Annotated in this window: 18 protein-coding genes and 1 riboswitch; of the genes, 10 read left to right on the top strand and 8 right to left on the bottom strand. The window is 63.3% G+C overall.

All coding sequences use genetic code 11. The features are described 5' to 3' along the window. Positions 1 to 112 precede the first annotated feature (112 nt). Entirely contained in the window at positions 113 to 1,555 is a 1,443-nt protein-coding gene (locus AC1DLT_RS22360) for a DHA2 family efflux MFS transporter permease subunit (RefSeq protein WP_477488212.1), read from the top strand. Positions 1,556 to 1,776: 221 nt separating this feature from the next. On the opposite strand, the gene AC1DLT_RS22355 is transcribed toward AC1DLT_RS22360, so the two are convergent. Beyond that, positions 1,777 to 1,980, bottom strand: a complete 204-nt coding sequence (locus AC1DLT_RS22355; RefSeq protein ID WP_157885278.1) for a hypothetical protein — start codon at positions 1,978 to 1,980, stop codon at positions 1,777 to 1,779. Between the two features lie 221 nt (positions 1,981 to 2,201). Here AC1DLT_RS22355 and AC1DLT_RS22350 point away from each other — a divergent pair, with 221 nt between their 5' ends. The 5 genes from AC1DLT_RS22350 to AC1DLT_RS22330 all read left to right on the top strand — a co-directional run bounded on the left by AC1DLT_RS22350 (position 2,202) and on the right by AC1DLT_RS22330 (position 6,070). Beyond that, positions 2,202 to 2,657, top strand: a complete 456-nt coding sequence (locus tag AC1DLT_RS22350) for a MarR family winged helix-turn-helix transcriptional regulator (protein WP_477481721.1) — start codon at positions 2,202 to 2,204, stop codon at positions 2,655 to 2,657. 393 nt (positions 2,658 to 3,050) lie between these two features. Then, positions 3,051 to 3,380 carry a DUF6665 family protein gene (locus AC1DLT_RS22345; protein ID WP_477488211.1) on the top strand — a complete coding sequence of 110 codons (330 nt, stop codon included), beginning with the start codon at positions 3,051 to 3,053 and terminating at the stop codon, positions 3,378 to 3,380. Positions 3,381 to 3,471: 91 nt separating this feature from the next. Continuing rightward, positions 3,472 to 4,242 carry a gamma-glutamyl-gamma-aminobutyrate hydrolase family protein gene (locus tag AC1DLT_RS22340; RefSeq protein ID WP_477488210.1) on the top strand — a complete coding sequence of 257 codons (771 nt, stop codon included), beginning with the start codon at positions 3,472 to 3,474 and terminating at the stop codon, positions 4,240 to 4,242. Between the two features lie 70 nt (positions 4,243 to 4,312). Beyond that, entirely contained in the window at positions 4,313 to 5,062 is a 750-nt protein-coding gene (locus AC1DLT_RS22335) for a DUF6683 family protein (protein ID WP_477488209.1), read from the top strand. A 201-nt stretch (positions 5,063 to 5,263) separates the two neighbouring features. Next, on the top strand, positions 5,264 to 6,070 hold the full coding sequence (locus AC1DLT_RS22330; protein WP_477488208.1) for a class I SAM-dependent methyltransferase: 807 nt from the start codon (positions 5,264 to 5,266) through the stop codon (positions 6,068 to 6,070). Between the two features lie 78 nt (positions 6,071 to 6,148). Here AC1DLT_RS22330 and AC1DLT_RS22325 read toward each other — a convergent pair whose 3' ends face one another. Both AC1DLT_RS22325 and AC1DLT_RS22320 read right to left on the bottom strand, forming a co-directional pair. Then, a complete protein-coding gene (locus AC1DLT_RS22325) occupies positions 6,149 to 6,376 on the bottom strand; it encodes a hypothetical protein (RefSeq protein WP_040124026.1) in 228 nt (75 codons plus the stop codon). Positions 6,377 to 6,386: 10 nt separating this feature from the next. Then, the gene (locus AC1DLT_RS22320) at positions 6,387 to 6,569 is read right to left on the bottom strand and encodes a hypothetical protein (RefSeq protein ID WP_477488207.1); all 183 of its coding nucleotides are present in this window, start codon (positions 6,567 to 6,569) and stop codon (positions 6,387 to 6,389) included. A 145-nt stretch (positions 6,570 to 6,714) separates the two neighbouring features. Between AC1DLT_RS22320 and AC1DLT_RS22315 the strand changes: the two genes are divergently transcribed. Then, positions 6,715 to 8,409: a glycoside hydrolase family 13 protein gene (locus AC1DLT_RS22315; protein ID WP_477488206.1), complete on the top strand. Its 1,695-nt coding sequence runs from the start codon at positions 6,715 to 6,717 to the stop codon at positions 8,407 to 8,409. A 306-nt stretch (positions 8,410 to 8,715) separates the two neighbouring features. Here AC1DLT_RS22315 and AC1DLT_RS22310 read toward each other — a convergent pair whose 3' ends face one another. Next, complete coding sequence (locus AC1DLT_RS22310; RefSeq protein WP_477481712.1) at positions 8,716 to 8,991, bottom strand: ribbon-helix-helix domain-containing protein; 276 nt, start codon at positions 8,989 to 8,991, stop codon at positions 8,716 to 8,718. 72 nt (positions 8,992 to 9,063) lie between these two features. Then, positions 9,064 to 11,352: a heavy metal translocating P-type ATPase gene (locus tag AC1DLT_RS22305; protein ID WP_477488205.1), complete on the bottom strand. Its 2,289-nt coding sequence runs from the start codon at positions 11,350 to 11,352 to the stop codon at positions 9,064 to 9,066. Positions 11,353 to 11,465: 113 nt separating this feature from the next. Continuing rightward, positions 11,466 to 11,561, top strand: a riboswitch (TPP riboswitch). Between the two features lie 37 nt (positions 11,562 to 11,598). Here AC1DLT_RS22305 and thiM point away from each other — a divergent pair. Genes thiM through thiD form a run of 3 tightly spaced genes read left to right on the top strand, consistent with a single transcriptional unit; the run spans position 11,599 to position 13,855 of the window. Then, positions 11,599 to 12,420 (top strand): hydroxyethylthiazole kinase, encoded by an 822-nt coding sequence (thiM, locus tag AC1DLT_RS22300; RefSeq protein WP_477481710.1) that lies wholly within the window; start codon positions 11,599 to 11,601, stop codon positions 12,418 to 12,420. After that, positions 12,417 to 13,055 carry a thiamine phosphate synthase gene (gene thiE, locus AC1DLT_RS22295; protein ID WP_477481709.1) on the top strand — a complete coding sequence of 213 codons (639 nt, stop codon included), beginning with the start codon at positions 12,417 to 12,419 and terminating at the stop codon, positions 13,053 to 13,055. The genes thiM and thiE overlap by 4 nt, the downstream gene beginning before the upstream one ends. Next, positions 13,052 to 13,855: a bifunctional hydroxymethylpyrimidine kinase/phosphomethylpyrimidine kinase gene (gene thiD, locus AC1DLT_RS22290; RefSeq protein WP_477488204.1), complete on the top strand. Its 804-nt coding sequence runs from the start codon at positions 13,052 to 13,054 to the stop codon at positions 13,853 to 13,855. Before thiE ends, thiD begins: the two co-directional genes overlap by 4 nt. Positions 13,856 to 13,864: 9 nt before the next feature. Here thiD and AC1DLT_RS22285 read toward each other — a convergent pair whose 3' ends face one another. The 3 genes from AC1DLT_RS22285 to AC1DLT_RS22275 form a co-directional block, all read right to left on the bottom strand. Continuing rightward, positions 13,865 to 14,356: a type II toxin-antitoxin system YhaV family toxin gene (locus tag AC1DLT_RS22285; protein ID WP_477488203.1), complete on the bottom strand. Its 492-nt coding sequence runs from the start codon at positions 14,354 to 14,356 to the stop codon at positions 13,865 to 13,867. A gap of 3 nt (positions 14,357 to 14,359) precedes the next feature. After that, positions 14,360 to 14,689 carry a type II toxin-antitoxin system PrlF family antitoxin gene (locus tag AC1DLT_RS22280; protein ID WP_040124013.1) on the bottom strand — a complete coding sequence of 110 codons (330 nt, stop codon included), beginning with the start codon at positions 14,687 to 14,689 and terminating at the stop codon, positions 14,360 to 14,362. Positions 14,690 to 14,778: 89 nt separating this feature from the next. Further along, positions 14,779 to 17,355, bottom strand: coding sequence for a response regulator (locus AC1DLT_RS22275; RefSeq protein ID WP_477488285.1), 2,577 nt, complete (start codon positions 17,353 to 17,355; stop codon positions 14,779 to 14,781). Positions 17,356 to 17,976 lie beyond the last annotated feature (621 nt).

Raw genomic sequence — 17,976 nt, 5'->3', positions numbered from 1 at the left:
GACCGGCGTTCCATATAGAAGAACACATGACGACGACTAAAGCAAGCGGAAACACCATCGGTGGCCGCGCGGCTTGGTGGCCCGCCAGGAACCGGGCTTACCGAACAAGGGCTTGAACCGAAAGACTGCCAAATTGGATACCCGCAAGACCGTACCGCTGATCGTCGCATCGGCCCTCATCATGCAGCAGATCGATTCGACGGCGATCGCCACGGCTCTGCCGACGATTGCCGACGCGCTCGGCGAACCGCCGTTGGCGCTGCATTCGACGATCACCGTCTACGTGCTGTCGCTCGGCGTGTTCCTCCCCTTGAGCGGCTGGCTTGCGGATCGTTTCGGCGCCCGGCGGGTGTTCTGTTCGGCGATCGCGCTGTTCACCTTCGCCTCGCTGCTCTGCGCCGCCTCGACCAGCCTCACCATGCTGATCGCGGCGCGCGCCCTGCAGGGGTTCGGCGGTGCGCTGATGCTGCCGACGGCGCGGCTGATCCTGGTGCGCTCGGTGCCGCGCGAGGAATTGGTGTCCGCCATGGTGCTGATGAGTATGCCGGCCGTGGTCGGCCCGGCGATCGGGCCGCTGCTCGGCGGCTTCATCACCGGCGTCAGTTCATGGCACTGGATCTTCTGGATCAACCTGCCCGTCGGCATCGTGGCGATCATCCTGACGCTCGCGCTGATCGACAATATCCCGCCGACCGAACGCACCTCTTTCGATTTTCCGGGCTTCGTCTTCACCGGCGCCGGCATCGGCGCGGTCATTTTCGGCTTCGATTCCTTCGCCCGCGGCATGAATTCGAGCGCGTTGGCCCTGGCTGTGGTCGGCTTCTCGCTGCTCGGCCTTTACATCCGGCATGCGCGCAACACGCCGAACGCGATCCTCGACCTGAAACTCTTCCGGTATCCGACATTCCGCTCGAGCGTCACCGGCGGTTCGCTGTTCAGGATCAGCATGGGCGCCCTGCCGTTCATGCTGCCGCTGCTGATGCAGGAGGTTTTCCACTACACGCCGCTGCAATCCGGCGCGATCACCTTCGTGTCGACGATCGGCGCCTTCGGCATGCGAACCATGACGAGACGTATCCTGCGCCGTTTTGGCTTCCGCAACGTCCTCTTATGGAACGCGCTGATCGCCAGCGTGTCGATGGCGCTGCTGGCCACGTTCACACCCGCCACGGCGCCGGCCATCATGGTCGCCATCATCCTGCTCGGCGGCTTCTTCAGGGCCTTGCAGTTCACATCACTGAACACGCTGACATTTGCGGAGACGGAAGATTCCGAGATGAGCCACGCGACATCGCTGTCGCAGATGGCGCAACGCATTGCCCAGAGCACCGGCGTCGCAATGTCGGCCATGCTCTTGCATTATTTTTCCGGCGGCTCCGGGACGCTCACCAACTTTGCCTTCGCGATGTCCTTCGTCATCATCGCGATCATTTCCGCCTCTTCGTGTTTCTCGTTCTTCCGCCTGTCCGAGACGGCGGGCGACGTGCTTTCGGGCCGGAACAAGAAGGTGAAGGAAGAGCCGATCGCCGCCGAACAGGCCGACGCGGCGGAGTAAGAGGCCGCCGGCGTGACGCGGACATGGCTTGTGTTTAAAGCTCGCCGACTTATGCCGGCGAGCCCTCCGCGGCTGCGACCCCGTTTTGTGATCGGTTGCAGCCGGCGTGAGCAGACGCGCGAACGAGCCCTCGGCCGGGCAGTCCAGTTACGGATGCGCGGGCAGGCGGTTTGCGAAAACGCGATCGTTTCCTCTCTTCGATCCTTCGGTCCGCGAGCGGACTATTGGACGAGGGAGGCGGCGTTTCGTGTCGTTGGAGCTTTGGTCGGCTTTGCGTCGACCGGGACGATATCGACGACCTCGGAGAGCAGGAACTGCTTCGGAGAACCACAAATGGTCGCGTAGACGATCCGGTCTAATATTTTCAGGCTTTCGGACACGAATGTCCTTTGGTCGCCATTGTCGAGCACCGATACAACGTACATGTTGATCCCATAGAGGTTAGGCGCGCAGGTCATTCGCGCACCGATATTTCTAGCCAACCATGGTTAACGCGACGTTAATGATGGAGGGCGCGCCGTGCCTAAGTAAGCCTTTCGACTATCTCTCTCCGAAACCAGCGCCTTACATTGCATCTCTTGAAACCCACCGGCCGACATGCCACGTCTCGCACCAGAAACTTTAGCCCGTAAACGTCAAGCTCGCGATGAAACCTGACCCGATCGCATCCGAATTCTTCGAAGCGCTGACCAAGGTCAGCCGCAAGATCCGTACTGCCTTCAACCAGCAGGTCACGGCGCATGGGCTGACCTATCCGCGCGCCCGCGCCCTGTTCCGCCTTGCCAAGAAGCAGAACATGACGCAGAGCGAGCTCGCCTGCGAGCTTGAGCTCGAACAGGCGACCATGGTGCGCCTCCTCGACCGGATGGAGGAGAACGGCCTGATCGAACGCCGGCCGGACCCCAACGACCGCCGCGTCAAGCTTCTGTTCCTGACGGCCCATGGCCAAGAGCAGGCGGAACTCGTCCGCTCGATTGCCGACCGGATGCGCGAGCAGATCTTCAGCAACATCGACCCCGACCAGATGCATGTCGCCGTGGCACTGTTCGAGCGCATCACCGCCAATATAAGCGAACTGGAGGACATCGATATCCTCGCGTGAGGCGGGCGCGCCTGTTCGGTATTCTTGCCGCGGGGCGTTTTGTTGTCAGCCGACCGGATCTTTGCGCCGACGCGCATGAAACGGGTGGGCGCCACTCGCTTTCGGCCTGTAATGCTGCGGGCCTCATGAACACTCGAGCTCCAACATGGCGCCATTATCGGCACCGCACGCATCGCCGCCGGGCGTCGCAACAGTCTTCAATCCCAGCCCGTCGAAGCCCTGCGGCGGGGGAAACCGGCATTCGCCGTGGACTACGCCGAAAAGACCTGCGTGTTCGTCCGCTTCCCTGGCGAGGCGTCCTCCGGTGCACCACCATCCACACCACCCACCCCATTCCTCATTTGACGCGCCGCAGCAATCGGCTAACATTGGCGGAAATTCCAGGTATTTCCCATGAGCGTCCGCCCTCCTCAGTCGTTCCATCAGCCAGGTTTCGCCAATACCGGCTTCAACGTCCTCGAATACGAGTTGATGTCCGAGCGCGCGGCAGCGCTGGGGCGGCAGGGGCTGAAGGTAGAGGAAGCGCTCGCCGCGTTGAATGCCTGGAACCCGGAGCGCGACAGCGAAGTGCTGCGGGAGAGGCTTCGCGACGATGCGGCGGATGCCGTCTGGGGACTGTTCATCCAGCGCGAAATCTGCGGTCTTCGGAACAATCGCGACATCATCAAGCGGTATGCAATCCCGAGCGAGGTGCTTGCGAGGGTGGGGGCAGTCCGCAAGTGAAATCCGTTCCCCAGGTGAAATTCGAAGTGAAATTTGAAATTGCCGGCAGGCCGCTGATCGAAGCGCTGCGGCTGAATAGTGGATTTGAGCAATGTCCAGACCGGTGATCGGCGTGATCGGCAATACCCATAGTGTCGAAAACCGCTTTTCCGCGCAGCTCGTGGGTGAGCAGAATCTCAGAGCGATCGCGGACGTTACCGGCGCCCTGCCGCTGATGTTTGCCGGCAATCCTAATATCACCGACATTCCGACTTTGCTCGACACCGTCGACGGCATCCTCCTGACCGGAGGCCGCGCCAATGTCCATCCGAGCCACTTCAACACCGAGCCGCACGCCCGCCACGAACCCTATGACCAGAACCGCGATGCGGTCGCCCTGCCGCTGATCAATGCCTGCGTTGCCGCCGGCATACCGGTGTTCGGCATCTGTCGCGGCTTTCAGGAAATGAACGTCGCGGCCGGCGGCTCGCTGCATCCGGAGATCCGCGAACTGCCCGGCCGCATGAACCACCGCATGCCGCGCCTGGAAAACGGCGAGATCCACCCGGATCTGAGCGTCGTCTTTGCCGACCGGCACGACGTCCGGCTGACCCCGGACGGCACGTTCGCGCGCCTGCTCGGCCGCGAGACGATCCGGGTCAATTCCCTCCACGGCCAGGGGATAGACGAACTGGGAAACCGCATCGTCGTTGAAGGCGTGGCGGAAGACGGCACCATCGAGGCGATCCGGTTCAAGGAGGCGGAAGGGTTTGCGCTGGGCGTCCAGTGGCATGCGGAATACGACCCGCAGATCAATCCCATCAACCATGCGCTGTTCGAGGCCTTTGGCGAAGCCGTCAGGACGCGCAAGTACGCCGGCTGATATCTGCCATTCGGCTTGCCGATACGAGCGCGGCGCATATAGTGCCCATCGTATTTCGGGGGATTCGGCGATGCGGGCAAACGCAAGGTATCTGGCAATTCTACTGGGGGGCCTTACCGTCCTTGGTGCCGGAAACGTCCCGGCACGGGCCGATTTTTCAGGCCCGCTCAGCCCCGGCGCCTTCGAAGCGACGCTGAACATGGGGCCGATCGCCGAGACGCTGCGCCGGCAGATGCAGCGCAAGGGCAACCAGGGCCCGGCATCCGCCACCCCAGAGACTGCCCGGCCGGTGCGGCCGGACAGTTTCCGCTACGTCCCCTCGAAAGCCCGCCGCACGGCCAATCTCGCCGGTTTCGTCGCCAAGAGCCGGGCTGCAGATCCGAAGGGTGCGGACGACCTCGCCCAGCTGGTCGCCTCCCGCGACATCATCGAGGAAATGCGGACGCCGCTCGCCAAATACGGGTTGCGGATCGACAACCTGGCCGACGCCTATACGGTCTGGTGGATCGGCGCGTGGCAGGCGACGCGCGGTTCGACCGACGATCCGAGCCAGGCGGCAACGGCTGCCGTCAAGCAGCAGGTGATGCGCACCATGGCTTCGGTTCCCGAATTCGCCAACGCGACTGACAGCCTCAAGCAGTCCATGTCGGAAGCCCTGTTCATGCAGGCGCTGCTGCTCGGCGTCGGGCTCGAACAGGCCAAGGGCAATGCCGCTCAGACCAAGGCGATCGGTCGTGCCGCCGCCGAAGGTGCACGCGGCATGGGGCTCGACCTCGCCTCGATGATGCTGACCGACGAAGGTTTCAAGCCGGCGCATTGAACCGGCCCGGTATGAACTGACCCCCGATGATCTGCGGCGGGCTCGATGCGGCGGAGCCCTCGGCGGGGAGTTGACAGGTGTCAACAAAGTCTTAATGGCGCGGCGTGGCGGCGTCATCCTTTAACTCACGTACCCCGTTCAGCGGTCTTGGCAACCGGAGAAACCAGGAATAGCCTTGGTTTCGGAAGCTTGGAGGGCGACATGACATCGAGTTTCAATGTCCGCAACGCGGGCGGTTACGAGCAACTCATGGGGCGCTGGAGCCAGAGGCTGGCACCCCAGCTGATCGATTTCGCCGGTCTTGAAGACGGAGAAAAGGTTCTCGACGTCGGCTGCGGCACCGGAAGCCTGACATTCGCGCTGCCGAAGGCAGCCAATCTTTCCGAGATCGCGGCAATCGACTATTCGCCCGTCTTCGTCGAGGAGGCAATCCGCCGCAACACCGATCCGAGGATCAGGATCAGCCAGGCGGATGCCTGTGCGCTGCCCTTCGAGGACGGATATTTCGACCGGGCGATGGCGCTTCTCGTCCTGCATTTCGTGCCGGAAGCGGACAAGGCCGTCGCCGAAATGCGGCGCGTAGTGCGGCCGGGCGGCGTGGTGGCTGCCACCGTCTGGGATCATCTCGGCGGCATGCCCGCCATGCGGATGATGTGGGACACGGTCTCGATGCTGGACGACCAGGCCCGGCAGATGCGGAGCCATCATTTCTTCCAGCCGATGATGCAACCGGGCGAGATGAAGGACAGCTTCATCCGCCAGGGCCTCGTCGATGTGGCGGAAGTTTCGCTGATGATCCGGATGGATTTTCAATCCTTCGACGACTATTGGGCGCCGATCGCCGCCGGCGAAGGACCGCTCGGCAAATATGTGGCCGCACTCGACCCGGCGCTTCGGGCGAAAACCGACGCCGCGGTCAGGGCCGCCTACGAGGCGGGCAGGCCGGACGGTCCGCGGTCGTTCGTCTCCGTCGCCTGGGCCTGCCGGGGCGTGGTTCCCTCCGCCTGATCTCCTGACGCTGAAAACACACCGCCCTCCCGGCATTGCCCCCGGAAGGGCGCTCGTCGTCCAATCCGGTTCGACCAATCAATGCGTCGTGTTCGCCTGACCACCCTTCTTCTTCGCATCATGGGTATGGTGGCTGTCGCGTTCGCCGCCGCCGCCCGAAACGCGGCTGGTGGAACGCAGATCGTCATCGGCCGGCGGCTTCTTCACATCCAGCGGCACACCCTTTTTCGCATTGGGGGCATTTTCATGGGACGCGCCTGGCCCGCCCTGGCGGATGCTTGCGGGTGTCTTCTGCGATGTCGACATGATGAACTCCCTATCGGTCCTGCTGATAACCCTGATGGGTCGTGTTGACCTTGGTATTGCCTTGCTGGCCCTGCTTGCCGGGGTCATTCGCCGCCTGGAGCTTGCCGGGCTTGATGTCGGACGTATGGACCTGTTCGCCGGAGCCCTTGTGGCTCAGGTTTTCCGGGGGCGTCGGGGGAAGTTTGCTGCTCATGAAGGGTCTCCTTTTCTTGCGGTTTCCCACTGGTCTAACCCGCAGCGAGTCACGATGTTCCATCCGACGCGTTGTTGCCGCCGGGGTGAGGAACCCCGCCCGCGCTCTCGCGTTCGAACAGGTTAAAGAGGCCGGGAGGGCATCGATGAACGACTTTCAGGATCAGCTTGCCGACGCGATCAAGCAGGCTGCATTGCCGATAGAACGCAAATGGTGGCACACCGCCACCGTCTACCAGGTCTATCCGCGCAGTTTCTGCGATCTCAACGGCGATGGTGTGGGCGATATTCCCGGCATCACCTCGAAGCTCGACTATCTGAAATCCCTCGGCATCGACGTGATCTGGCTGTCGCCGATCTACAAGTCGCCGATGGACGACAACGGCTACGACATTTCCGATTACCAGGACATCGCCCCGGAATTCGGCACGCTCGCCGATTTCGACAGGCTGGTATCGGAGGCGCGGAACCGGGGTATCGGCATCGTCCTCGATCTCGTCGTCAACCACACGTCGGATGAACATCCGTGGTTCGTCGAGAGCCGCAAGGGCCCGGGCAACCCGTTCCGCGATTTCTACATTTGGCGCAAACCCGCTGCGGATGGCGGGCCGCCGAACAGCCTCAAATCCTCCTTCGGCGGGCCGGCCTGGACGCTCGATCCCTTGAGCGGCGAATATTACCTGCATCTGTTTTCGACCCGCCAGCCGGATCTCAACTGGGAAAACCCGGCGGTTCGGGGCGAGATCTACAAGATGATGAACTGGTGGCTGGAGCGCGGCATTGCCGGCTTCCGCATGGATGTCATCGACTATATCGGCAAGCAGGTGGACCAGGAAATCGTCCACGACGGTCCGCATCTGCACGACTACCTGCAGGAAATGAACCGCAGAACATTCGGAAATCGCGATATCCTGACCGTCGGCGAAACCTGGAGCGCGACGCCCGGTTCGGCTCTCCTCTATTCCGGCCGCAACCGCCACGAGCTGTCGATGGTCTTCCAGTTCGAGCACGTCACCCAGCAATGGGACGAGGTGTTCGGCAAATGGCGCTCGAAACCGTTCGACCTGGTGAAGCTGAAATCGGTGCTCGGCAAATGGCAATATGCGCTGTCCGACGACGGCTGGAACTCGCTGTTCTGGGGCAATCACGACCTGCCACGCGCCGTCTCCAAATATGGCGATGCGACCGGTCATCCGGTAGAATCGGCCAAGATGCTGGCAACCGTGCTGCACCTGATGAAGGGCACGCCCTTCATCTATCAGGGTGAGGAGATCGGCATGACCAACGTGCCGTTCACCACGATCGAGCAGTATCGCGACATCGAGACGCTCAACATGCACCGCCTCCATATCGAGGCCGGCCTGTCGCCCGAGGAATTCATCAAGGGCGCCAACGAAAACGCCCGCGACAACGCCCGCACCCCGATGCAATGGAGCGCCGCGCCCTATGGCGGCTTCTCGACCGGCGTGCCGTGGATCGAGGTCAATCCCAATTACCCGACGATCAATGCGGAACGGGAGATGACCGACGAGACGTCGATCTGGAACCATTACCGCGAGCTGATCGCGCTGCGCAAAGCCCATGACGTGATCGTCTACGGCACCTACCAAAGCTGGCTCGACAGCCATCCGGACGTGTTCGTCTATTCGCGAACGCTCGACGGGGAGCGGTTGGTGGTGGTGGCCAATTTCACGGCCAGCGACCTGACCGTCGAGCTGCCGGGAGAATTGAGGCTGTCGGGGCAAGGCCTGATTTCGAACTACGAATTGGTGGATGCGCTTGGCGAGAGCCTGACGCTGAAGCCCTATGAGGCTTTTGCGGTTCTGGCGCGGACGGTTTGAAAAGGCGCGTCACTCATCTGCGGACCAGTCAGAGGGAAAATCCATGCCCCGCGGAAGAATACGCAGGATATTGACCGTGTCCTTCTCGACGACGAGCGCTATGGCGGCACTGCGTTCAAATCCTATGACGCGTAAGCCAGGGTGGATATGGCCCCGAACAGTTCCGCGGTGGGAAATGCCGAGAGGCTCATGCTGGCCGCTTCAATTCGATCGATATAGTTTCCAGCGCGCTCATACCCTGCCTCTTGGGCAATTCTCAGGTAGATCCGCCGGAGGTCAGTGACGGCTGCCGGTCGAAACTCGACATTATGATCCACGCTTGTCGGCTTTCGCCTGGCTGGCATGGAATTCGCGAAGTTCCGCGAATACTTTGGCGGCCGGAATACTGGGGCGCAGATCGTCCATGGCTTCCTGAACCTTCAGGCGCATGATTTCGTCCAGGGTTTCCCTTTCCCGCTCGAGTGCGCGCAGAGCAGCGCGCACCGCCTCGCTGGCGGAGTCATAGTCCCCCGATTCCACCATGGCATCGAGAACTTGCTGCTGTTTACCGAGTGTCAGGGCGATGGATCTGTTGGTGCGCATGTCAGCCTATCCCTTTACGCTGCCCTATCTTGCAACACGACAGTGTCTTGCGCAATCTCCCGCGGGCTGTGCCTAGTTCCTCACCCGCAGCAGCCGCAGCGCATTGATCGTCACCAGCACCGTCGCCCCGGTGTCCGCAAGGATCGCCGGCCACAGTCCAGTGATCCCCAGGATGGTCGTGACCAGGAAGGCCGCCTTCAGGCCGAGCGCGATCGAGATGTTCTGGTAGATGTTGCGCATCGTCCGCTTCGACAGCGCGATCATCGCGGCGATGTCGCCGACCCGGCCGTGCAGCGCTGCGGCATCGGCAGTTTCGAGCGCCACGTCGGTGCCTCCGCCCATCGCGATGCCGACATCGGCGGCTGCGAGTGCCGGGGCGTCGTTGATACCGTCGCCGACCTTGCCGACCACGTAACCCTCGCTTTTCAGCTCACCGACGATGCGGCTCTTGTCTTCCGGCATCAGCTCGGCACGTACCTCGATGCCGAGATCCTTGCCGATCGCGGTCGCGGTGCGAGCATTGTCGCCGGTCAGCATCACGGTCCTGATGCCGGCATCGGTCAGCGCCTTCAGGCCGGCCCTGGCGTCGGGACGCGGTTCGTCGCGCATGGCGACGGCACCGGCAAGGACCCCGCCGACGATCAGCACCGAGACGGTCTTGCCCTCGTCATTGAGGCACGTGATCCGCCTCGAATGCGCCATCGGCAGCGACACAAGCTCGGCGGCGGCCTTGGGTGAGCCGAGGAAAACTTCCTCACCTTCGACCGTCGCCGTGACACCCTTGCCGCCGAGCGCCCTGGCATCCGTCGCAGCCGGGATCTCGACCTCGTCATCGGCAGCCTTGGCAAGGATCGCGGCGGCGAGCGGATGGCTGGAGCCGGTTTCGAGCGCGGCGGCAAAGCGCAGCACGTCTTCCGCATTGCGGCCGAAGGCGATGACATCGGTCACCTGGGGCCTGCCGGCCGTCAACGTGCCGGTCTTGTCGAGCGCGACGGCGGTGATCTTGCCGAGCGTTTCCAGCACCGCGCCACCCTTCATCAGCAGGCCGCGGCGGGCACCTGAGGACAGCGATGCGGCGATTGCGGCAGGCGTCGAAATGACCAGCGCACAGGGGCAGCCGATCAGCAGGATCGCCAGGCCCTTGTAGACCCACTCGCTCCAGGACGCACCGCCGACAAGCGGTGGCAGGATAGCAACCAGCGCCGCCACTGCGACGACGCCCGGCGTGTAATACCGCGAGAAACGGTCGATGAAGCGCTCGGTCGGGGCCTTGCTCTCCTGCGCCTCCTCGACCAGCCGCACCACGCGGGCAATCGTATTGTCCTCGGCGGCGGCCGTCACGCGAACCCGCAAGGCGGCAACGCCGTTGATCGTGCCGGCAAAAACCGTGTCGTCGATGCCCTTGGAGACCGGCGTGCTTTCGCCCGTCACCGGCGCTTCGTCGATCGCGCTTTCGCCCGCGATGATGACGCCGTCCGCCGAAATACGGTCGCCAGGGCGCACGAGGATGGTCGCACCGACGGCAAGGCTCTCCGCCGGCACTTCGCGGGTCTGGCCGTTTTCTTCGAGCAGCGCGTTTTTCGGCACCAGCGCCGTCAGGCTCTGGATGCTTTGGCGCGCCTTGCCGGCCGCGACCCCTTCCAGCAATTCGCCGATCAGGAAAAGGAAGACCACGGCGGCGGCCTCTTCCGACGCATTGATGACAACAGCGCCGACGGCGGCAATCGTCATCAGCATCTCGATCGAAAACGGCGTGCCGGCGAGTGCTGCCATGATGGCGCGCCGGGCAATCGGCACGAGGCCGATCAGCATCGCTGCGGTGAAGATGATTGTGTCATAGGCCGGCACCAGATGGCCGATCCCGTAAGCCGTCGCTAACGCAATGCCGACCAGGATGGTCAGGCGGCCTTTGGGCGATTTCCACCACGGCCCGTCCATCGGCCCGTGATCGTGGCCGTGCAGGCCTTCGATTTCTGTTGTGCCGTGGTCGTGATGGGAATGATCGTGCCCGCCGTCATGGTCATGATGATGATGGTGGTCGTGCGTCTTGCCGATCTCCCCCCTTGAGGGGGAGATGCCCGGCAAGGCAGAGGGGGGTAACCCCTCGACACCGCGCCGCCGCGCATCCTCACCGGCCCTCTGACCCAGCGCCCTGAGCGAATACCCAAGCCCTACGACCTTCTTCTCGATCGCACCCAGATCGCCGGTCCCGTCATGCTTCACAGTCATCGTGCCTGAAGCCACCGAAACGGACACGTCCTCGACGCCCGGCATGCGGCGCACCGCGGTGTCGATCTTCGTCGCGCAGCTGGCGCAATCCATGCCCCCAACCTTGTATCGTGCCTGTGTCGTCGCGTTCATCGTGTCTTTCCCATTGGATCGAGCCCCGTCTCTACAACCTCTAGCGACTAGAGCTGCAAGGCCCAAAATCAGAAAAAATCACTGGCGAAGCGCATTATCTTTGCTGTAAGCCATGGTGAAGACAGGGGCGTCCGGCAAAGCCGGGCTGAGAAGCACCCTTAGAACCTGAACCAGATCATGCTGGCGGAGGGAGTCGTCAGGGCGTTGACACTGCGCCCCACGCCTGCCCCGCCGAACGAGGCAGATATGCAGACGATAATACCCCTTGGGACCCTTGCAGACACCCCCGGCCAGTTGCTGACCGCGATGCGTGCCAAAAACCCGCTCGTCCAGAACATCACCAATTTCGTGGCGATGAATATCGCCGCCAACGTGATGCTGGCGGCCGGCGCCTCGCCCGCCATGGTGCACACCAAGGAAGAAGCCGGCGAATTCGCCCGCATCGCTGCGGCCCTGACGGTCAATATCGGCACCCTGTCGCCGGATTTCCTGGCCGGCATGAAGGCAGCGGCCGCCTCCGCCACCGAAGCTGGCAAGCCTTGGGTGCTCGATCCCGTCGCCCATTACGCCACCGCCTATCGCCGCGCCGCACTCGCCGAGCTGATGGAGCTGCGGCCCACGATCATCCGCGGCAACGCCTCGGAAATCATCGCGCTGGCCGGCAGCCAGTCGAGCGGCCATGGCGTCGACAGCGGCGACAGCGTCCCGGCGGCGGAAGACTCGGCAATCACCATCGCCCGGCAGAAGGCCTGCGTGGTGGCCGTCACCGGCGAGGTGGATTTCGTCACCGACGGCCGGCGTTCGGTGCGCATCTTCGGCGGTTCGGCCCTGATGCCGCGGGTGACCGCGCTCGGCTGCTCGCTGACCTGCCTGGTCGGCGCCTTTGCCGCCGCCACGGACGATCCCTTCGAGGCGACGGTCGCCGCGCTTGCGATGTTCGCGGTCGCGGGCGAGGAAGCGGCCTTCACCGCCTCGGGTCCCGGCTTCTTCTCGCCGATCTTCCTCGACCGTCTCGCGGCGCTGACCGGAGAGACGCTCGATGCCCAGGCAAGGGTCGTCGCAGCATGACCAAAACCTTCGACCTTTCCGTCTACCTCGTCCTCGATCCCGATCTCTGCCGCGAGATCGGCATGATCGAGACGACAAGGCTGGCCGTCGCCGGCGGCGTCACCATGGTCCAGCTGCGCGACAAGCAGGCGGATACGGCAAAAATGATCGAAACCGGCCGGGCGCTGAAGGCGGTACTTTCCGGAACCGGCGTGCCCCTGATCATCAACGACGACGTGGAGGCAGCAATCGCGATCGGCGCGGAAGGCCTGCATGTCGGCCAGAGCGATATGGTGGCGGCGATGGCGCGCCGGCGCGCCGGCCATGGCATGATCCTCGGCCTCTCGGTGGAGACCGAGGACCTGGCGCGTCGGGTGGATCCGTCCATCGTCGATTATGTCGGTATCGGTCCCGTCTTTGCGACCGGCACCAAACCCGACCACAAGCAGCCGATCGGTTTCGACGGGCTTGCACGCATCGTCGCCATGGCGCCGGTTCCGGCAGTCGCGATTGGCGGCGTCAAGGCGGAACATGCCGGCCCGGCACTCGCCGCCGGCGCAAAGGGCCTCGCGGTCGTGTCCGCCATCTGCGGCCAGCCCGATCCGGAAGCCGCCGCCCGCCGAATTGCCGCGGAAATCGAAAGGGCACGCGCATGAGCATCAAAAACGTCCTGTCGATCGCCGGTTCGGACCCTTCCGGCGGCGCCGGCATCCAGGCGGATCTGAAAACCTTTGCGGCCCGCGGCACCTATGGCATGGCGGCGCTGACCGCGCTGACCGCCCAGAATACCCAAGGGGTCACCGGCGTGCATGCGGTGCCCGCCGCCTTCGTCGCAAACCAGATCCGCACCATCTTTCTCGACGTGCGCGTCGATGCGGTGAAGATCGGCATGATCGCCAATGCCGAGATCGCCGAGGCGGTTGCCGACGTGCTGCGCCCCTATCGCGATACCGTGCCGATCGTGCTCGATCCGGTGATGATCGCCAAGGGCGGTTCGCCGCTGCTGGCGCTCGATGCGGTGGATGCCGTCACCTACAAGCTGATGCCGCTCGCCACCGTCGTCACCCCCAACCTCCCCGAAGCCGCAGCGCTGCTCGGCGAGACGGTCGCCACGACCCGCGAAGGGATGGCAGCCCAGGCCGAGCAACTGCTGAAGATCGGGCCTAAGGCAGTCCTGGTGAAGGGCGGTCATCTGGAGAGCGAAGACAGCCCGGATGTGCTGGCGGACGTAACCGGCATCCACTGGTTCGAGGGCAGACGCACCGCGACCAGCAACACCCACGGCACTGGCTGCACGCTGTCGAGCGCAATCGCCGCCGAACTCGCCAAGGGTGCCTTGCCGGCTGAAGCGGTCGCGATCGCCAAGACCTATCTCGCCGGCGCGATTGCCGCCGCCGACACCCTCACCGTCGGCACCGGCCACGGACCAGTGTCGCATTTTTACGCGTGGTGGTGAGACGGCGGGTTATTCGGCAGTCTTCTCCGCCGCGGTGAGACGCGCCTTCGCATCCTCTGCAGAGGCCGCCTTCAGCAGAGCGGCCCAATCGTCGGGCGGGTTGCCCCCGGACAGCATTTTCCGGAACACCGCATAGGCATCGGTCTTTGCGCCATAGGTGCGCTGCGTGTTTTCGTCATTCACCCAGGCGAAGATGATGATCCTCGCTTCGCTGCTGTAGCGGAAGAACAGACGGAAACGCTGGCCCCCGAATTTTGCCCGAAACCAGTGTTTCCGGCCTTCGCCGAGAGTACCGCCCTGGCGATAGATCGCTTGTGTTGGATCGGCCGGAATGGTCTTGAAAACCAGTTCCGACAAGGCGGCGAGCAGCTTGGCATTGGCGGTAGCCTGATAGTGTTCGGGATCCTTGTCCCTTGAGCGCTCGACGGCGAGCGTCAGCTTTTCCAGCTGATCGAGGAAGAGCGGATGCGCCAGGATGGTCCAGCCGTCGACGACCAGCATAGGCTAGAGATCGACTTCGCCGTCGATCGGCGCATCGAGGTCCACCTTGATGCCGTTGGTCAGGGCAGTCATGCGATCAACCAAAGCCGGCGGCAGCGTCGAAAGCGCCTCCGGCCGGGCCTCCATGTCTTTGGCGAGGAACGTAAGAAAGCTATCGATCACGGGATCAGGTGCATCTGCTGCCTCCCGTAGCACCGAAACGCCGCGTTCATCGTCGACATAGAAGGCGATCCGGTCTCCGTAATCCAGACCGAGCGCCTGCCGGACTGATTTGGGAACCGTCGTCTGGCCCTTGGCGGTGATCGTGCTGACTTCTTTGAACACATTGGTCATGACAATCTCCTTTCGGTCTATCGTAAGGAAAATTCCTTACCTGATCAAGGGAAACATTGCTCGACACAACTGGCGCCGGCTGCCGGCCTTCAGCCCTTCTGGGCGGTGATCTTCTCGAAGGCGATTGCGATTTCCTGGCTGCCATAGGGCTTCTTCAGAAGCACTGCTCCTTCTACTTCCGCCTCGGCGGGAATGCGGTCGTTGCCGGTCGCGAACACGATGCCGACATCGGGAGATAACTTGCGCGCCTGCTGCGCGAACTCGCCGCCGGAGAGACCCGGCAGGCCGAGATCGGTGACCACCACGTCGAAGCTACGCTCCTCTATCATGATGATCGCCTCCTCCGCCGTCGAGGCCTCGGAAACCTCGTGGCCCAGTTCGGTCAGAAGATCGGCGGTGCTCATGCGGATCAGGAAATCGTCCTCGACCAGCAGCACGGAATAACGCGGCATGACCGGTCGCTGCCCGATCACCAGGGCGGCGGGCTTGGCCGCGAACGACGCCCTCACCCGGTTGCGATGCTGCTGGCCGTTCAGCACATGGCGTATCTTCCGCGCCAAGGCTTCGCGGGTATAGGGTTTCGACAGCAGCTCGACGCCGGAATCGAGCCGGCCGCCATGCACGATCGAGTTTTCCGTATAACCCGAGGTGAACAGCACGGCGATATCCGGCATCCGCTCGCGGGCGTGCCTGGCAAGCTCGGTGCTCTTCAGCGGCCCCGGCATCACCACGTCGGTGAACAGAAGATCGACCGGCACGCCGCTTTCGATGATACTCAGCGCACCCGCCGCGTCCTTCGCCTTCAGCACTGCATAACCGAGATCGCCGAGCAGTTCGATGACGGTGGCGCGCACCTGCTCGTCGTCCTCCGCCACCAGAATGGTTTCCGTGCCGCCGGTCACCGGGCCGAAATCGGCGTCGGTCACCAGATCCTCGCTGCGCTGGATGCGCGGGAAGTAGATCTTGACGGTCGTGCCCTGGCCGACTTCGCTGTAGATCTTGACGTGCCCGCCGGACTGCTTGACGAAACCGTAGACCATGGAAAGGCCAAGCCCGGTGCCCTTGCCGACGGGCTTGGTCGAGAAGAACGGCTCGAACACCTGTTCCATCACCTCCGGCGTCATGCCGGTGCCCGTGTCGGTCACCGCCAACATCACGTATTGGCCGGCCGGCACGTCCGCATGCTGGCGCACGTAATTGTCATCGAGGAAGGCGTTGCCCGCCTCGATCGTCAGCTTGCCACCGTCTTCCATCGCGTCGCGTGCATTGATCGCAAGGTTGAGGAGCGCATTCTCGATCTGGGTCGGGTCGACCAGAACGTTCCAGAGACCGCCGGATCGGATCGTCTCGACCTCGATATCCTCCCCGAGCGTGCGACGCAGCAGTTCTTCCATGCCGGTCAGGAACCGGCCGATATTGACCACCTTCGGTTCCAGCGGCTGGCGGCGGCCGAAGGCGAGCAGCTGGCTGGCGAGCTTGGAACCACGCTGCACGCCGGCAAGCGCATTTTCCACCCGGCGGCCAGCCCGCTGGTTGCCGGCGACGTCCTTGGCGAGAAGCTGAAGATTGCCGGAGATCACCTGCAGCAGGTTGTTGAAATCGTGCGCGACACCGCCTGTCAACTGGCCGAGCGCTTCCATCTTCTGGCTCTGGCGCAGCGCTTCTTCCATCTTCATACGCTCGGAGATTTCGGAGGCGATCTTCTGTTCGAGGCCGGCATTCAGCACCTGCAGCGCCTCCTCGGCGCGCTGGCGTTCGGCGAGGTCGCGTTCCGCGGCGCGGAAGAGCCGCGCATTGTCGATGGCGATCGCCACCTGGCCGGCAGCCCCCACCACCAGCCGCTCATGCTCCTCGCGGAACTGAGCCGGTTCGGCATGTCCGAAGAACAGACCGCCGATCACCTCGCCGGAGCGCGAGATCACCGGAACCGTCAGATAGCTGCGCACCGGCAGATGGTCCTTTGGCATGCCGAAATACGGATCGTTCCGGCCGTAGCGCGGATCCGCCATGATATCGTCGGAGCGGATGACGCCCTCGCCGCTGAATGTCGGCGCGAAAACGGCCGTGTTGCGCGGCATCGGAAAATTCTCGAATGCCGACCGGGGAACGCCGGACAGCGCATAGAGCATATAGCTTTCGCCGCGGTCGTTGACGACGTTGTAGAAGAAGGCTCCGAACTGTGCGCCAGTCAGTTCGACGCCGGCGTCGGTGGTCATCTGCACGACCTTTTCGAGGTCGAGTTCGGCGGAAAGTTCTGCACCGAGCCGGTTCAGCACCTCGAGATGCCGGGTTTCCTTGAGAAGCGCGATCTCCGCCTTCTTCTGATCGGTGACGTCGCTGCCCTGGATGAAGATCCCGGTCGCCTGGCCGGCATCGTCGACGATCGGCTGATAGACGAAATCCACGAAACGCTCTTCCGGCGGCAGGCCGGGCCGGCGCGCCAGCCTCACGCTCACACCCTGGCCGAGATGGGGACGGCCGCTTCTGCGGACCTCATCGAGCAGGTCGGAAAAACCCTGTTCTGCCACCTCCGGCAGGGCTTCGCGGATGGGGCGCCCAAGCAGGTCCCGACCGCCGACGAGGCGCATATAGGCGCCGTTCGCCATTTCGAAAACATGGTCCGGCCCGGTCACCATGGCCATGAAGCCCGGAGCCTGATCGAACATCAGCCTCAGACGCTCGCCCTCCCCCTGAAGCCGCCGCTCGGCGCGCACCTTGGCCGTATTCTCGACGACGATCGCCACCACGCCGAAAGGCTTGCCGGCCTCGTCATAGACCGGAGAATAATAGAGGTTCATGAAGGCGGAGGCCGGCGTGCCGGAGCGGTCGAGGACCATTTCCTGGTCGGAATAGGCAAGTGTGCCGCCGGCGAAACAGACCTTCATGACGTTGTCGTTGAAGTCCGCAACTTCAGGCCAGCCCTCGCGCACCTTGCATCCGAGGATGCCGGGATGGCGCCTTCCGGCAAAATCGGAATAGGCGTCGTTATAGATCATCACGCCGTCCTCGTTCCACAACGTGACGATCGGGACCGGCGAACGAAGCATGAGGGAAATCGTTGTCTTGAGGCTCTGCGGCCAGGTGGCGATCGGCCCGAGCGAAGTGGCTGCCCAATTGAAAGCCGCAATAAGACGGGCCATTTCGCCGCTGTGGGAAAGAAAGGCTGTCTCGGCAGTCGAATGATTCATCATCGGGCTTTCGGCGGCGATAGGCGCTGTGCTGCCGTCTTACATGACAACGATCACCTGGGACAGCCTTTTTGACAATCGTCAACTAGGGCATTGCCA

It is taken from the genome of Neorhizobium sp. 05N33 (assembly GCF_056397445.1).
Note: the sequence above shows the minus strand (reverse complement) of the source record. Positions and strands in the feature narration are given on the sequence as shown.

Excerpts from the sequence above, each read along its gene's own strand:
- AC1DLT_RS22355 (WP_157885278.1), bottom strand. The coding sequence starts at position 1,980 with ATGTACGTTGTATCGGTGCTCGACAATGGCGACCAAAGGACATTCGTG.
- AC1DLT_RS22350 (WP_477481721.1), top strand. The coding sequence starts at position 2,202 with ATGAAACCTGACCCGATCGCATCCGAATTCTTCGAAGCGCTGACCAAG.
- AC1DLT_RS22345 (WP_477488211.1), top strand. The coding sequence starts at position 3,051 with ATGAGCGTCCGCCCTCCTCAGTCGTTCCATCAGCCAGGTTTCGCCAAT.
- AC1DLT_RS22340 (WP_477488210.1), top strand. The coding sequence starts at position 3,472 with ATGTCCAGACCGGTGATCGGCGTGATCGGCAATACCCATAGTGTCGAA.
- AC1DLT_RS22335 (WP_477488209.1), top strand. The coding sequence starts at position 4,313 with ATGCGGGCAAACGCAAGGTATCTGGCAATTCTACTGGGGGGCCTTACC.
- AC1DLT_RS22330 (WP_477488208.1), top strand. The coding sequence starts at position 5,264 with ATGACATCGAGTTTCAATGTCCGCAACGCGGGCGGTTACGAGCAACTC.
- AC1DLT_RS22325 (WP_040124026.1), bottom strand. The coding sequence starts at position 6,376 with ATGTCGACATCGCAGAAGACACCCGCAAGCATCCGCCAGGGCGGGCCA.
- AC1DLT_RS22320 (WP_477488207.1), bottom strand. The coding sequence starts at position 6,569 with ATGAGCAGCAAACTTCCCCCGACGCCCCCGGAAAACCTGAGCCACAAG.
- AC1DLT_RS22315 (WP_477488206.1), top strand. The coding sequence starts at position 6,715 with ATGAACGACTTTCAGGATCAGCTTGCCGACGCGATCAAGCAGGCTGCA.
- AC1DLT_RS22310 (WP_477481712.1), bottom strand. The coding sequence starts at position 8,991 with ATGCGCACCAACAGATCCATCGCCCTGACACTCGGTAAACAGCAGCAA.
- AC1DLT_RS22305 (WP_477488205.1), bottom strand. The coding sequence starts at position 11,352 with ATGAACGCGACGACACAGGCACGATACAAGGTTGGGGGCATGGATTGC.
- thiM (WP_477481710.1), top strand. The coding sequence starts at position 11,599 with ATGCAGACGATAATACCCCTTGGGACCCTTGCAGACACCCCCGGCCAG.
- thiE (WP_477481709.1), top strand. The coding sequence starts at position 12,417 with ATGACCAAAACCTTCGACCTTTCCGTCTACCTCGTCCTCGATCCCGAT.
- thiD (WP_477488204.1), top strand. The coding sequence starts at position 13,052 with ATGAGCATCAAAAACGTCCTGTCGATCGCCGGTTCGGACCCTTCCGGC.
- AC1DLT_RS22285 (WP_477488203.1), bottom strand. The coding sequence starts at position 14,356 with ATGCTGGTCGTCGACGGCTGGACCATCCTGGCGCATCCGCTCTTCCTC.
- AC1DLT_RS22280 (WP_040124013.1), bottom strand. The coding sequence starts at position 14,689 with ATGACCAATGTGTTCAAAGAAGTCAGCACGATCACCGCCAAGGGCCAG.
- AC1DLT_RS22275 (WP_477488285.1), bottom strand. The coding sequence starts at position 17,355 with ATGTTCGATCAGGCTCCGGGCTTCATGGCCATGGTGACCGGGCCGGAC.